Source organism: Yersinia sp. 1252 StPb PI, from assembly GCF_048593885.1.
GTDB lineage: Bacteria > Pseudomonadota > Gammaproteobacteria > Enterobacterales > Enterobacteriaceae > Yersinia > Yersinia enterocolitica_E.
The window spans coordinates 1-15,267 of record NZ_JAZGQE010000118.1; the positions used below are offsets into that span (position 1 = coordinate 1).

Here is a 15,267-nt window from a genome sequence, read left to right on the forward strand (position 1 = left end):
GGGTATTTTTTACCATCGTTACCATAAAAAGCATATGTGTTTTTATGAAATTTTCCATCTAACTTTTCAATAAAACTTTTAACGTCTCGTATGAGTAACTGAATGTAATTGCTCCAATCACTATCAGAGGGTTTTTTATTATTAGGATTTATTAATCGATCTTCACATAAAGCCCACCAAGGAGTTCTCTGGCTATATATATCTTTGAAAGGATCGCTTTTTGGTAGTCCACCAGACAGCCCTTCTATCTGCAACCATCCCATTCCATAACTTGTACTTGGCAAGAGCTGTAAAGGCCCAGGAGATTGTGCTAAAACGGCAGTCATTTCGGAACCTGAGCTACCAATAACAAGCCCTACAGTACCGGCTTCACCTGCTTTCATCCTTTTATAGGCCATGGGTGAACCGAGTGTAGGCATTACACCATGGACAATTCCTAAAATATTATCTTTTCCAGCTGCGTTTTCAGAGTAATGGCGGGCAACAAACCCCCCCATAGAGTGAGTAACAATAATAACTTTTTCGCACAACATATTCCTGCCGTTATACCAATTGATAATTGAATTTACCCGTTCTTTCAAGATTGTTGCTGAGTTTTCATTTGACTGTAACCAGTTATAACCCACTACATGCACGGGAAGTAAATATTTATAGCTAAGCTCGATATCATCCTTCGTAAGATTAGCCTCACCAATCTCAGCGTTTAAATTTTTGCTTTGTAACTGTTCACGTATAGTTAGACGACCATTATTATTATTTTTATTTTTTGCCATTAAATCATGATCATTTAACGCACCTTGGAGCCAATGTAAAAACTCACCGTAGCTCATATACCCTACTTCTCCCCACCCTCTATCCCTGCGAGTGCCAAATTGTTTAACTTCATTTTCGTACTCTGGATTGATTTTCCCTCCAGAGTCGACAAATGTTCTTTCTGGTGAAAGCAAATCCTTCCTTTTTTTTGCTCCTGCCGTTGCCCAATCCCAAGCAGTACCACCTGCGCTATCTAGTCGCCATATAGTTTTACCAGACTGGTCCATTAAATTACTTCCCATAACACCCGGCAAAAAAATCACTGGAATAACCCTGTCTGGTATTTTGTAAATGGTGACTTTTGCATCTTTTCCTTTAGCGTCAGTTATTACCGTGTGATTCTGTCGACCACTGTCGTTATAACTCTGTGCCGCAATATTATTTCCTGAGGCGTCATTCATCTCTTATTCCCCACTCTGTAAATAAGCTTTTAGCGAATCAATACTCACACCCAATTGCTTCGGTGCACTTCCGGAAGAGGCTGTGGTGAGTGTCTGTACAGTTCCATCTCCACTCACTAACTTGATAATTTCTCCGGCAACAGGAGAATCACTATACGGCCAGCGGACTTCAGGTGTGATCGCAAAATCGGCGCTTTCCCATTTTTGGGCCGCCTGGCTGATACTTTGTCCACCAAACTTCTGCCACACCGCGCCGCGCTCTATTATTTTATCCGGTGCTGCACACTCCACAGTTCCATCGGCTATGCGGATATAACCCCCACCGCTTGTCAGTATGATTTCCTTCTTCGCACTGATGATGATTTTCCCTTCGCTGCTACTAATCCGGATATCTTTCAGCGCGTCTAGTGTCATTTCATCACCCTGCGCCTGAATTTCCACTTTCCCTTTACTGGCAAACAGTTTTATACCCAACTTCTGGGCATACAGGCTTATCCGCTCTCCTGCTGCCACTGTCAGTTTTTTCATGATACTGAAATCTGTATTACCGCCACTCGTTGCCGTGATGTTTTCTCCGGCTGACAGTTGCAGTGTTTTCGGTGTTACCTGCGCTATCCCTTCAGGGGCAGACAGCAGTAAGACCGACTTTTTCAGTTCATTTAGCGCTTCGCTCAGTAAGGCTTTCTGCGTTTGCAGGTCAGCAAGCTCTGCCTTCGCGGTTTCTGCTGCACTGCTCAGAGATTCCGCCAGACTTTGCGCTTGTTGTAATTGACCCAATGCCGCAGACATATCCAGCATCATCCCGCTGGCTGATGACTGTGTATCCGCAGTAATAAACACACCAGCCCCACCACGTACCGCTACCCAATCATCGGTACGCAGCTCGGCACCTTCGCCCCGTAGATTGCGCTGAGCATCTACATTGTGCCCGAGGTTCAATTGGGTCTTGCCGCCGTACTCGGTGCTGAGCTTGATGTGCTCTTCGCCGCGTTTGTCTTCCATGCGTAGCTTGTTGAAAGCAGGGGTACGGATCACGTTGCGGGTGTTATTTTTTTCGGTCACATGGTCGGTATGACGAGAGTCATGCAGGGCATGGGCGATATACGGGCGGTCTGGGTCACCGTCGTGAAACGCGATGGCCACTTCGGTGCCCTGTATCAGCGGGAAGTGAATGCCATACACATCACCACCGTAAGGTTTGGCGAGTCGCACCGGCATACTCTCCTGACCTTGTGCTTTATCGTCCTGGTCTGCATCAAATTTCACCCGATACAAACCGGAGGTATCCTGCCAGGCATAGATATCGTTGGCCTTCGCGCTGGTCACCCGCGCCATCATGGTGCCGCTGACTTTTGGACGGGGCAGCAATGCCGGGCGCCAGCACAGAGTTTCACTGTAGGGTACCGCCATCCAGTTCACCACTAATGCATCCTTGCGGCTGGCACTAAAAAAGGTGCCGGTGATGACTACGCCGTTGTCCATAACGGTGGGAAGCGTCGGAACAATGACAGTTTCGGTTATCGTCAGTACCTGCCCTGGGCTGAGGGTAGCATCATTACCCAAGCCAACAATCGTTGTCTGTGCTGATAAAAAGCGCTCATGGTCGAGGCGTGCCAGGAAATTGGCGGTTTCAGCAGTGGGGTCGATTTTATCGCCGGTATCCAGATGGCGAGGTTTGTAGTGATACACGTCACCGTAGGTCACCCCTTCACTCTCGCCGCGTGTCATATCGGTTCTGCCAGACTGAAGTATTTTCTGTGCTTCACGGTGGTTATAATCTTTGGTGGTCACGTTAGCCTGCACCACATTGTGCTGCACACTCACGCCCCAAACCGACTCTGCACCACTGTCACTCATGCCTGACGGGCTGTTCAACGGCAGGTCTTTACCAAACTTATAGGCACTCTGCTTATCAGCGAAGTGCACCACTTCAGTCTGGGTGTCCGACTGCAAGCTGAAGAAGTAAAATATCCCCATCTCTGAGAGCAATCGTTCAATAAATTCCAGGTCGCTTTCCTGGTACTGGTTTATTTGTTCACGTTTCGGATAGGTCTGTTTCAGGACAAACTCATATTCCCAGTCCTTAAAGCCATGTTCCTGAAGTATCTGCTCCACCACTTCCGGTACCGATTTGTTGACAAAGAAACGGTGGGTGCGGAATTGATTACGCAGCAGTGCCAGAAATGGTGATAGCGTTATCTGGTACACGGCCTGGTCTTTTGAGCCACTGACCCGCTCAAAACTCGTCACTACCCCATGCACCACCTTTTGCTCCGAGAGGCTCTGCAACAAACCAGCCCCCATTGTCAAACTAGCTGGTTTACGCAGCAACTGACTGGCATCAATGTCTTTGTCAGTACTGGTGAAATGAACTGTGTAGCAATACAATTCACTCATCGCTTCCGTCCCCACAAAATCCTCCACATCCAGAGGAGAGGAGCAGGAAGGAATATCAAGGCGGTAACGATTCAGGGTGGTTTTGGTGATAGCTGACAGCGTATTTTGAAGCGTATCAATAATACTCATGGGTTTTACTCCGTGGTAACAACCTGTATTCCATGGGTTTGCACACCGCATAGCCAGTTAACAGCCGACAGGTTTATTTGAAGGGGGAGGTTATTTCCGGTTCAGTTATAGAGCCAATGTCCAGCTTTGGCTGATTCAATAAACATCCCAACCGTTAATGGTATTTTGTTTTGATTAAGGGCTTTTCGTGAAAATACGGATTTAACCTTCCAGGGGTAATAGTTACTGAGAGAAAATCCGGCGGGCTGAACATTAAAATGTGAGAAAAATTTTTCTGTCATCTCAGCGACATCATCTGCTTCATGCAGATTCTGTAAGGGGGTGTCATCGTCAATATCAATTTTTTTCATGAACAGGCTGGTCACCAGCGGTAGCTCGCTTTTGACAAATTTTCTGACGCTGTCTTCGATTGTCATGTTCACCAGATTTTATCCTCCGGTCGCGCGATGGTGTTATACCTGCTTACGGTTTTGAAACTGATCGTGGCCACATCAGTCGCCAGTATAATCCATCCTAAAACGGGAACTGCTCTTCCTGCAAATGCCCCCAGATTATTAACCCAAAACACCTTGACGCCGCTTAACGAAAAGGATTTTTTTGTCAATGTTGGTAAGACGCGTTTTTTGAATTTGTAGCTGAGATGCTTGCGGAAAAAAAGTGACGCATGCGACGTACCTTTCGTTGCTGTATTGGGTTTTCCAGGTACGTCGACACTATTATTACCGAGGATCACAAAAGCCACGCCAATGATATCTTTGATGCCCAGTTGATTTTCAGTTTCATCCACCAATATCCAAAACAGCAACTCATAAGCCGTCAGATTATTTAATCCATTAAAAAAATAAGTACCGTTAAGTTCTTCAACCGTATCCATAGGTATAATTCTCCTTGGCAATAAACGAGCAGCGCTGGCTACGTCCCCTATCTTTTAGGGGTTAATATTTTCTTGGTTAGACAACGTTGAACCCTTAGTCACCAAACCCCAAGGTGATCCCTTCGGCCTCATCCCAGCCCAAGGTCAGCGAGGTGGTGCGCTGTTGCTCGCTCATACGGCTCAGCAGTTGTTGGCTCAATACCGGTAAAATCTGCTGATTCAGCAGGCTGTCGATGTTGCGCGCACCGGTGTCCGGCAGCAGGCAGGCGGCGACCAGCTGGTCGTACAGGCTTTCCTCTATCGCGCAGTGCAGGCCGTAATGTTTGTTCAGCCGTTTAGCGACCTGTGCCAGTTTCATCTCGACGATGGTACGCAACGCGGCGGCGTCCAGTGGCCGGTAGATCAGGGTCTGGAAGCGGGCTAATAGCGCGGGCTGGAAATGGTCGCGCAGGATCGGGCGCAGCAGTTCGTGCAGATCGCTATGGGTCGCTTCCGGTTGTTCATCCAGTAACTGCATCAGATGATCACTGCCTAAATTGGCCGTCATTAGGATCACGGTGTTACGAAAATCAATTTCGCGCCCTTCGCCGTCGCGCATAAAGCCACGGTCAAATACCTGATAGAACAGGTTAATGACATCGGCGTGCGCTTTCTCAACTTCGTCAAGCAGCACCACGCTGTACGGGCGCTTGCGCACCGCCTCGGTCAGAATGCCACCCTGACCGTAACCGACATAACCCGGTGGCGAACCTTTCAACTGGGAAACGGTGTGCGCTTCCTGATATTCGGACATGTTGATGGTGATCAGCGATTTCTCGCCACCGAACAGTGTGTCGGCCAGTGCCAGCGCAGTTTCGGTTTTGCCCACCCCACTGGGGCCAACCAGCAGGAATACTCCCAGCGGGCCATTTTCGGACGTCAGGCCGGTTTTGGCGGCGCGCAGGCGTTGTGCCATCTCAACCAGCGCCGTATCCTGACCGACCACCCGGGTCGCGAGGTGGTTTTCCAATTGCAATAAATCGGTCTGCTCGTCTTTCAGCAGGCTGCTCAGCGGCACGCCGGTCCAGTCAGCGATAACCGTTGCCACCGTGCGCACATCAACATCCAGCGACAGCAGCGGCGCATTACCCTGAATCTGACTTAACTCTTCCTGCAACCTGGCCAGATGTGCCGCGTTGGCGATATCCTGACGCGCGTCGATAATCAGGGTGGTGAGACGTTGCTCTGCTGCATATTGCTGTTCAAGCGTTTGCTGCCCAACCACCAGTTCTGCGCGGCGTTGCTCTATCTCAGATAAGCGCGTTGAACCGATACTTGGCAGCAGGAGCAAGTCCTGTTCGATGGCCTGTTGCTCCATCGCCAGCGCGGCCAGTTCGGCGTTAATTTCCATCAGCGCGACCGGTAGCGTGTCGATGCTCATGCGCACGCGGGCACCGGCGGTATCGAGCAGATCCACCGCTTTGTCCGGCAGTTGGCGGCCGGTCAGGAAGCGCCGCGACAGAGTCACCGCCGCAGTGATAGCAGAATCCAGAATATGCACCCCGTGGTGCTGGGCGTAGCGGCCCTTTAAGCCGCGCAGCATCAGGCTGGCTTTGGCGTCGTCCGGCTCGTCAACTTTCACCATCTGGAAGCGGCGCTCCAGTGCGGCATCACGCTCAAAATACTGCTTGTACTCCGACCAGGTGGTGGCAGCGATGGTGCGCAACTCGCCACGCGCCAGTGCCGGTTTCAGCAGGTTGGCCGCATCTGCGCCACCGGCCTGATTACCGGCACCGATGATGGTATGGGCTTCGTCGATAAACAGCAGCACCGGCGTCGGTGATTGTTGTACCGCCTCGATAACATTTTTCAGCCGCTGTTCGAACTCACCTTTGACCCCAGCCCCGGCTTGCAACAGGCCCAAGTCCAGGGTGCGCAGGCTAACGGTTTTTAAGCTGTCCGGTACGTTGCCCTCGGCAATACGCAGTGCCAGCCCTTCAACCAAGGCGGTTTTACCCACACCCGGTTCACCGACCAGAATCGGGTTATTTTTACGGCGGCGCGACAGGATGTCGACCATCTGGCGGATCTCGCTGTCGCGACCAAAAATCGGGTCAATCTGCCCGGTTTTCGCTTTGGCGGTGACGTCCAACGTAAATTTATCCAGCGCCGCTTGCAGGGCGTCATTGAGTTGCGGCTGGCCGCTGGCAGAGGGGGTGGTCGGGGCCTCATCGGTCAGATTGACCGGGCTGTCTGCCAGCGCCGCCGCCTGCTGCACCTCAGGGCGTTCATCGGATTGGCTGTCCAGCAGCGGTAGCAGGCGGTGTAACTGGGTAGTGCTTAAGCTGAGCAACGGCCAGGCGGCATCGGCGGCCAGTAATGATGGCGAATTTATCAGAGCAGATAACAGATGAACCGAGCGCACCGCATCGGCATCTTCCTGTAGCGACGCATCCAGCCAGGCACTTTTGATCAGTTGCTGTAACGCGGCAGACAACTGGGGTTTGCCCTGCACCGTGCGCGGCAACGTATCCAGATGGGCCAGCAACCCCTGCCACAGGCTGTCCATGTCCCACTCATAACGCCGGGCAATCACCGTGATATCGCCTTCACCCTGTTCCAGCAGTTTCAACAACCAATGTTCAACGGTTATCTCGGCATGGGCACGGGTCTGGCACAGGGTTGCAGCGCCGGCCAGTGCCTGCGCGCAATAGGGATTTAACCGACGTAATAAGTGTGCTGAATGCGTTGTCATAAATTCTCTTCCTTGTATGCGAAACCTAATACGTTAGCCGGTTTCAACTGGCGTTATTGTCGCCGTCAATTTGCACACGGACAGCGCCGAGCACTGCCCAAGTGCAAAAATGGCAAGTAAAATAGCCAGATGAAGCTGGCGTCGGGCACGCTACCGCCCATAGCCGTCAACCAAGGCCCATAAGGTCATCTGATAAAATGTGTGTGCGTTTGGCTGAATACCGATGCCCCGATACTGAGCTAAAAACACAAAAAGCAGACGGCGAACCGCCTGCTGCTGCGGGTTACCCTAAATAATTCGTGTTGCAGGCAGGCGGCAAGTGAACGAATCCCTGGGAGCATAGATAACTATGTGACCAGGGTGAGCGAACGTAGCCAACGCACCTGCGACGCGAAGAATGACGGTAATTACGCGGTAGTACGTTCGTTCCAGGAATCGGAATGAATGATGTTGCCGTCTTTGTAAGTCCAGGTGATTTTTTCGTAACGCAGCTCAATGGCTTCGAGGTGATTGTGTTTCTCTTTGGCCGGATCCTTGATGTCGTGCATCTTCGGTGCCACTTTCACCAGTTTCACGTTCTCAAGCTTGGTATTGAAATACTCCACTTCCTGACCCGCATCGTTAATGCGATACCATTTGAACTCAGCGGATTTCAGGGTCTGGCCGGTGGTTACCGCTTTGTACAGGTACGGGCTGGAAGAATCGATTTCCTTGGTGAACAGGAACGGGGTATGGATACGGGTGCCGGTCAGCTTGCCCGTGTTGTTGTCTGTCGGGATATATAGGTTATGTTCCTGTGCCACGATCTCAATGCTGCCTTCGCGATCTTTAACATCTACGGAACCTTTAATGTCCGCACCGCCATCATCTTTCAGCCACAGATATACTGGAATTGCCATGGGTTACTTCTCCATTTCTTGGGTTGATACGTCACTTTCATCCTGTGACGCTGTTTTTACGCCTGGCAGGCGACAGGCATCGGCCTGCGGTACCAGACTGATTTCGACACGGCGGTTGAGCGCACGGCCCGCTTCCGTATCGTTAGATTTCAGAGGACGACTCTGGCCATAACCCTGTACGGCAAAGCAGCTTTCCGGAATATCCCCGGTATCGCGCATCCAGTTGCGTACCGATTCCGCCCGCTTAAGCGACAGAGTCTGGTTGGACTTATCATCACCCGTGATATCGGTGTGACCCGCCACCACGATCAGCCAACCCGGTTTGGCTTTAATCCCGACCAGCGCATTGATAAGCACTTTGGTGGAGCCAGACTTGAGCATTGATTGCCCCACGTCAAACAGTGACAGGCTATCCAGACGGAGGGTTTTGGGCCCCTGAATAATTTGATTAATCACCGGTGGTGGCGGTGGAGGAGACGCCCAGCTATTGATAGCAATGTAAAGCGGAGCCCGCAGTCGCAGCCCCTGATACAATCCCAGAGACAAACGCATGGGTGCACCGCGACGTAACCAGTCATCCAGCAGATGTGCATCCGCCCGTAGTTGCTGTTGGGCCAGAGTTTTAGGGGCTGGAGGCGTGCCAGTGAGCCGGTTATACTGCGACAGATGATCATCAACGCTCTGGACCAGGCGCTGGTTATTGATGAAAGAGGCCAGCAGGGCAAACAGTAAAAATACCCCGCACAGCACGCCAGCCATCTGCCAAACCTGCATCAGGCGGGAGACGCCGCGGCGGCGAGGCAGATAAGGTAGCAGCACTTCTGGCAACGGCAGGCACTCTTGCTCAGGGGTCGCCACCGGCATCAGCGTAGTGACTCCATTGATGTGTGTCTGCCACAAATTGTTCTGACGCCCCGCGACCGGTGTAAAGCAGCAGCCCCATGCGCACAGGGTAAGTGCAGGGACATCTCCTTGCCGCTGTGTCAGGATGCTCAGGACATGTTCATCAAGCCAGGACAGAAGGCTTTCCATCCAGAATACAGCGCTCAACCTTCCCTCACCGTTGCAGGACTCTTGAGGCTGGCTCCATTCAACCAGCGGTATGACGCCTGCCCCCACCTCCTGAACCTGAATGCCTTTTAGCCCCGGCGTGACCGTGTACCAGCGTTCTGCCTGCGCTGATGAGGATACCGGCGGTGAAAGCCAGGTACTCAGCCAGACCGGCGGGATCCCCGCAAGCCATCCTTTGCACTGCACGATGGCCCGTTGCCAGGCACGCAGGGATTGTGAAAAATCATCCCGGCTCTGATGTTGCTCCGGCACGATGGCCAGTAACACCGAGATCTGGGCAATCAGCGCCGGACGTTCCGCCGCCAGATGTTGCGCGAGTATCGGCAGTTGTTCTGGCAGTTGCACGGCCAGATACCAACCTTGACGCGTTTCACAAAAAGATGCCGAGGGGGAAAACAGGGCATCGCTGTCACCACAAACCAGTACCACCGCACCCTGAAAATCTTCAGGCGGCAGCGTTGAATCGGCAATGGATTGGTGAGCCACTTTATTGCGGTTGTGTTTGCGCCACTGAAAATAGCCTACTGCACCACAGAGGATGACAACCAACATGCTCAGTACCACACGGCTGCCTGTGCCCAGCAGCCAGAAACCCAGGATAAGCCACAGTGCCAGGCAGGCCCCCAGCAGCAGCAGGAGTAACTGTGTTAATCCGCGCATCCGCTAGTGCATCCCTGTCAATTGAGACACCATGTGCGTCAGTCGGGTGGACAATGTGAACCACAGAGCAACCAGTATGACGACCCCCGCTCCCCAGGAGAACCAGTAGGTTTTGCGTCCAGAGCGCAGACGCAATGAGCGCGAGACCACCGGTGTTTCCTGTGAAGAGGCAAACGGTGGCACCAGCAAACTCAGCTTACGCACCACATCTTCTCTGCGCTCGTCACCCTGTTCGCGGTAACGACCGGCAAATCCCAAGGTTAGCGCACGGTAAAAACAGGTCAGCACCGCCGTATCCGGTGCCGGCTCCTGCAACACCGCGCGGATCCGCTCCCACAATTCTTCACCCGCATTCAAAGTATTAAAGTAGCGGGCCTGCAGCGGATCTTTCAGCCATTTGGTATAACCACTGTCCTGTTTCTGACGGTTCAGGACGCTTTCATCCAGTAACGCACACTGGGTGTACAGCATATGGTCGCAGCTGATTTCGCTGAAACCGGCACGCGACAATGTCGCGCGCGCGTTGTCAATCCACTCACAGGCACGGCGATACAAAGCTTCTCCGTCCTCAACTTCCTGACCGTTACGCAACTGACTGACCATCAGCCAGCAGGGATAAAAGACCGCATCAACCACCGACGTATTTATTTTGCTCATGAGCGTAGCACCGCAAACAGTTCGAGTTTGACATCACCCAGCGAACCCGGGGTGTAGAAAGCACAGTTCCCCGCATCCAGCATGGCCTGCGCGGCTGCCCCCTTGAGGTCAAGGGCAAAGTACTGATTTTCCAGACGCAGCGGGATAGCAGCTGGAACATGAGACAGCGGTTTCATCGCCACACCGTTCAGCGCCACGTTGACCACATCTGACACATCCTCAACACTGCCAGCCTTACACAACAGCGGGAACTGGGTTTGCAACAGATGGTTGGGGATCGAAGAACGAACAGAGAGATAGAAATCAGCCCCTTCGCGCAGGCGGGCATCATGCAATGAACCGGTCCAGAATTGGCCCTCGTGAGCCAGTTCAATCGCCACCATACGGGACGGCAGGCTGGCTTCGAGCAGGGCATCAAGCAAGGTGAACAGCGGCGGGAAAACCTGCTCTGGCGCGTCATGCTGATACAGCGGAATGTCTTCGGCTTTATGCTCAAGGGAAAATGTCAGCAGGCTACCGGCGAGGCGGACCAGTTCGCGATAGAACAGTTCGGGATGGCGGGAAGGCGTCTGATACAACTCCATCAGTACCGGCTCGGCACTGTTTAACGCATTCAGCAACCAGAACAACGACACATCGGCCACCGCAAAATCGGCCATCCGTTCGTTACTTTCACGGCGCATGGCCATCAGGCGACGCCGACGCGCCTGTAGACGGTGGACTAAATCCCCCAGTTCAGTCAGCACCACCTGACTGGCCGCCAGCGACAACATCGGGGGGATAAAACTCTCATCCTGCATCCACTGCCCCTGGGCATTGCGCATCAAACGCACCACCGGACAGGTCAGATAAGCACTGTTTTCCTGATGAGCAAAACGCAGCGTGACCCCGTGGCGCATTATCGCCAGTTCAGTGCGCTCATGACCGGCAAGCTCCTGTACCGTGACCCATTCCTGCTGCCAGCGGCGAGGGCGCGCGCTGTCCTGACCATCATCCAGATTGCCACCATTGGCCGACAGCAACGGTAATGCCAGTACCACATCGACCACATCACGGTCTGATACCGCAGACAAATCACAGGCGGGAGGCAGGTTATCCGCCCGTTCAGAATCAATCAGCGTGCCATCAGGGAAGCGAACCACCAGTCGCAGCGCATTCAGGCGGGAAAGCGCCAACGACCCACGGTCAAATGCCGCATCAATGACCCCCCATGGGGATGCCAATGTCATATGTGCCACGCTGTCTGCTACATAGGCGTCCCAGCGGGCCTGTTGCTGGAATTGTTGTGGGGCCAAAAAGGCCCCGTCGTTCCATAACGGACGATAAATCTTCATGGGTACTTCCTTGCGTACAATCATGCCCAAAGTCATTGGTGTTGCAGCTAGACGGCAACTGAACCAATCCCCCAGGCGTTGGCTAACGTCAATGACTGGGGGAGAGAAAGCAGCCAACACGCTGCAACTTCAAGGACAAAGGACAATCAGGCTTTCGCCTTCGGCATCTGGGAAACCAATGACAGATTCACGTCCATACCTTCAACCTGGAAGTGCGGCACCGCATACAGCTTCACGCGGAAGAAACCGGGGTTGTCTTCGATATCTTCCACCGTAACTTTGGCATCACGCAGCGGATGGGAAGCCTGCAAGTCATCACCCGGATCAGTCATTTCCGTCACCAACCCACGGATCCAGTTATTCAGCTCCAGCTCCAACAGACGGCGGTCTTTGGTGGTGCCGATGTTCTCGCGCTGAATAAGCTTCAGGTAATGGGCAATGCGTGACAGCAAGAAGATGTATGGCAAGCGCGCATTAATACGGCTGTTGGCAGTGGCATCAGCGGTGTCATACAGCGCAGGCTTCTGGGCAGAGTTGGCCGAGAAGAAGCACGAGTAATCACGGTTTTTGTAGTACGACAGCGGAATAAAGCCCAGATTGGCAAACTCAAATTCGCGCGTTTCCGGGATCATCACTTCTGACGGGATTTTGACCTGATTACCGGTACCCAAATCGTACAGGTGAATAGGCAGGTTGGTCACCGCGCCACCGGCCTGCGGGCCACGGATCTGCACACACCAACCGTTTTTGATGAAGCTTTTCACCATATTGGCGGCAAAGGCAAACGAGGCGTTGGTCCACAGATAACGGTCATGGTCCGGCCCTTTCACCTGCTCTACGTAGTTAAAGCTGCGTACCGGCACCGTGTCCGGGCCGTAAGGCAAGCGCCCCAGCACCCGCGGCATGGTCAGGCCGATATAGCGGGAATCATCTGAGTCGCGGAAGGCTTTCCACTTGATGTATTCGGCACGGTCAAAGTAGTTACCGATATCTTTGATAGCTGCCACTTCTTCCATGTTCTCTTTACCAAAGAACTCTGGACCCACTGAGCCAATAAACGGCATATGGGCTGCCGCGGCGACCTTGGAGATATTGCGCAATAACGCGATATCTTGCGGGCTACGGTCAAACTCGTAGTTGGAGATAGCAGCGGCAATCGGCTCGCCACCGGGAGTGTCGTATTCCTGAATGTAAGTCTGGGTGTAGAGGCCGCTTTGCACGATTTCAGGGGCGTCTTCAAAATCCTGCACCAGATGATCTTTACTGATATCCAGCAGTTCGATACGCACGTTTTGACGGAAATCGGTTTGATCGATAAGGGATTTCACGCCACGCCAGGTCGACTCCACCCGTTGGAAATCAGGGTGATGCATCACCGCATCCAACTGGCGACTGATTTGATCATCCAGCGCCGCAATGTGGCCATCCAGCAGGGTTTTATCCAGCTTTTCCACTTTTTTCGACGACTGCTTCAGCAGGTCCAAAAAGACACTGACGGCGGCAGTGACACGCTCATCAGTGGTGGCATCTGCCATGGTATCGTTGTTCTGGAAAGCATCCAGACCGGTCAATGAGGAGACCGGGCTCAGGTTGATTTTTTCAAATAAAGAGGCATAAACCCCCTGGGCTACGGGACGGTTTTTCTCTAATACGGTCGTCGCAGTACCCTGCGCACTGTTTTCCTGTACAGACATCAGCATGTTCCTTTTCTTCTTTCTACAAGCAGCCAATCCGGCGATTAACAGTCTTTGGGGGCCAATGCCGCCAGTTCAGCACGCAGCTCATCGCTCAATGCTTCGTCTTTGAGGATGTTTTCCAGCTCACGGCGGAAGGTGGCGTTGTCCAGCAAATTGGACTTGAGATCACGCAGCAGATTGCGCATTGCCAGCAAGGCACGCAGTTGTGGGATTTGACGGGCGACACTTTCCGGCTCGAAATCCTTCATGTCATTGAAGGTCAGGGATACGGCGGTATCGGTATTATCCCCTGCCAAAGTATCAGGCACCGTTAATTTCAGGCTCGGTTGGAACTCGGCCAACACGCTGTTGAAATTATTTTTGTTGATATTGAGTTTTTCACGTTCGGACAGCGGACGCTGTTCCTGACCGTTGCTGTAATCGCCCATCACCAGAAGTTTTAAAGGTAGTTCGACTTTCTTCTGGGCACCGCCGGTGTGGAGGTCTAATTTAATATTAATACGCGCTTTGGGTATCTCATTTTGGAAGCTTGACGAGGCCATTGACTTTCCTTGTTAGAGGACGGGAATTTAGGAAATCCACCCCTGAAAAGATGCGTAAAAATAATCGGCATCACCTGGAACAATAGCCATCGCTCACCAATAAACCGTGGCAATGAAATTAAGGAAAATAATTGTTCGTAGATAACCTTCGCATTCGCAGGATGGCATAACACAGTATCTGACAGGTATTTTTCACACACATAAGTATATCGATTAAATACCCAGTGGCGGCAGTGTAAAAACATTAGCCAGGTAACACCAATGGGTTAAATGTTACAAAATGTAACTATTTGCATTTCAGAAAAAATGCAACATCACATTGAAGAATAAGAAGTTTCTTGTTAGGAGAGAAAAAATCCTTGTGCCTTAGCACGTTAAAAATCATCATGAAATTTAAACTAAGAGTGCACGAAATGTATTGTAGGAATGGTCCTACAATTTATTTTTTTAAGAATGTGATCTGGCGCCAGAGTATTTCACAACAAAGAGGGATAGAGAGGAACCTAACGGTTATCACAATGAATCAGTTAACTGTTAATAACGTAAAAATGACTTATCGATATAAAATTTCATTGAATGATACATGCAGTACCAGAAAATAGAGGTATGTGGCAGATTTATACTGATGAGAAACTGCTGTACAGCGAAAAATACGATTATCAACGCGGTTGGTAATACAAGTAAAAAATGATATCCGAGAACAGCCTGGTCTCGGTTGTACGGAGTTGACGCTCTCCAGCGTCAGCTACGTTAAGTGTATAGTTAGGTGATAAATTTATAAAATCAATTACATAGGTCAATAAATTGATATTGATCACTTAATCAGCTCGCCTCAGCAAGACTAATCCTATGAAAATCATCATTGGGCGATCATTTTTAATACCGCCAAACCTGGCATTTGCCAAAAAAATCCGCCCCTCCCTACTCCGATACCCATCAATTTATCTCGTCAGCATAATGCTGTACGGTCCGGGTGGATTCATGATCTTCACCCTGAAAACAGTGCCAGCCTAAACTGAAGTATCCGGTCTTTCTTTCATCTCACTGAGAGGCATATCA

At 51.6% G+C, this 15,267-nt stretch carries 11 protein-coding genes; all 11 read right to left on the reverse strand.

Annotated features, from left to right (window positions below; translation table 11 throughout):
* Window positions 1-1,214 (reverse strand): esterase/lipase family protein (locus V2A85_RS16020; protein WP_420071820.1); only part of this gene is annotated, 1,214 nt, incomplete at its 3' end.
* 3 nt (window positions 1,215-1,217) lie between these two features.
* Window positions 1,218-3,740, reverse strand: coding sequence for a type VI secretion system Vgr family protein (locus tag V2A85_RS16025; RefSeq protein WP_420071821.1), 2,523 nt, complete (start codon window positions 3,738-3,740; stop codon window positions 1,218-1,220).
* Between the two features lie 101 nt (window positions 3,741-3,841).
* Window positions 3,842-4,156, reverse strand: coding sequence for a DUF1493 family protein (locus V2A85_RS16030; RefSeq protein WP_004877026.1), 315 nt, complete (start codon window positions 4,154-4,156; stop codon window positions 3,842-3,844).
* Window positions 4,157-4,158: 2 nt separating this feature from the next.
* Entirely contained in the window at window positions 4,159-4,614 is a 456-nt protein-coding gene (locus V2A85_RS16035) for an STM2901 family protein (RefSeq protein WP_038630837.1), read from the reverse strand.
* Between the two features lie 94 nt (window positions 4,615-4,708).
* Window positions 4,709-7,348 carry a type VI secretion system ATPase TssH gene (tssH, locus tag V2A85_RS16040; protein ID WP_420071822.1) on the reverse strand — a complete coding sequence of 880 codons (2,640 nt, stop codon included), beginning with the start codon at window positions 7,346-7,348 and terminating at the stop codon, window positions 4,709-4,711.
* Window positions 7,349-7,755: 407 nt separating this feature from the next.
* Window positions 7,756-8,247, reverse strand: coding sequence for a type VI secretion system effector Hcp (gene hcp / locus V2A85_RS16045; protein ID WP_004711812.1), 492 nt, complete (start codon window positions 8,245-8,247; stop codon window positions 7,756-7,758).
* Window positions 8,248-8,250: 3 nt separating this feature from the next.
* Window positions 8,251-9,978 carry an OmpA family protein gene (locus tag V2A85_RS16050; protein ID WP_420071823.1) on the reverse strand — a complete coding sequence of 576 codons (1,728 nt, stop codon included), beginning with the start codon at window positions 9,976-9,978 and terminating at the stop codon, window positions 8,251-8,253.
* Between the two features lie 3 nt (window positions 9,979-9,981).
* Window positions 9,982-10,635, reverse strand: a complete 654-nt coding sequence (gene tssL, locus V2A85_RS16055; protein WP_004877018.1) for a type VI secretion system protein TssL, short form — start codon at window positions 10,633-10,635, stop codon at window positions 9,982-9,984.
* On the reverse strand, window positions 10,632-11,969 hold the full coding sequence (gene tssK, locus V2A85_RS16060; protein WP_050115944.1) for a type VI secretion system baseplate subunit TssK: 1,338 nt from the start codon (window positions 11,967-11,969) through the stop codon (window positions 10,632-10,634). The genes tssL and tssK overlap by 4 nt, the downstream gene beginning before the upstream one ends.
* 146 nt (window positions 11,970-12,115) lie before the next feature.
* On the reverse strand, window positions 12,116-13,669 hold the full coding sequence (tssC, locus tag V2A85_RS16065; RefSeq protein WP_004876065.1) for a type VI secretion system contractile sheath large subunit: 1,554 nt from the start codon (window positions 13,667-13,669) through the stop codon (window positions 12,116-12,118).
* Between the two features lie 38 nt (window positions 13,670-13,707).
* On the reverse strand, window positions 13,708-14,208 hold the full coding sequence (gene tssB / locus V2A85_RS16070) for a type VI secretion system contractile sheath small subunit (protein ID WP_083162567.1): 501 nt from the start codon (window positions 14,206-14,208) through the stop codon (window positions 13,708-13,710).
* Window positions 14,209-15,267 lie beyond the last annotated feature (1,059 nt).

Bases quoted from the DNA above. Each gene is read 5' to 3' on its own strand.
- V2A85_RS16050 (WP_420071823.1), bottom strand. From the start codon at position 9,978: ATGCGCGGATTAACACAGTTACTCCTGCTGCTGCTGGGGGCCTGCCTG.
- tssC (WP_004876065.1), bottom strand. From the start codon at position 13,669: ATGCTGATGTCTGTACAGGAAAACAGTGCGCAGGGTACTGCGACGACC.
- tssK (WP_050115944.1), bottom strand. From the start codon at position 11,969: ATGAAGATTTATCGTCCGTTATGGAACGACGGGGCCTTTTTGGCCCCA.
- tssB (WP_083162567.1), bottom strand. From the start codon at position 14,208: ATGGCCTCGTCAAGCTTCCAAAATGAGATACCCAAAGCGCGTATTAAT.
- hcp (WP_004711812.1), bottom strand. From the start codon at position 8,247: ATGGCAATTCCAGTATATCTGTGGCTGAAAGATGATGGCGGTGCGGAC.
- V2A85_RS16030 (WP_004877026.1), bottom strand. From the start codon at position 4,156: ATGACAATCGAAGACAGCGTCAGAAAATTTGTCAAAAGCGAGCTACCG.
- V2A85_RS16025 (WP_420071821.1), bottom strand. From the start codon at position 3,740: ATGAGTATTATTGATACGCTTCAAAATACGCTGTCAGCTATCACCAAA.
- V2A85_RS16035 (WP_038630837.1), bottom strand. From the start codon at position 4,614: ATGGATACGGTTGAAGAACTTAACGGTACTTATTTTTTTAATGGATTA.
- tssL (WP_004877018.1), bottom strand. From the start codon at position 10,635: ATGAGCAAAATAAATACGTCGGTGGTTGATGCGGTCTTTTATCCCTGC.
- tssH (WP_420071822.1), bottom strand. From the start codon at position 7,348: ATGACAACGCATTCAGCACACTTATTACGTCGGTTAAATCCCTATTGC.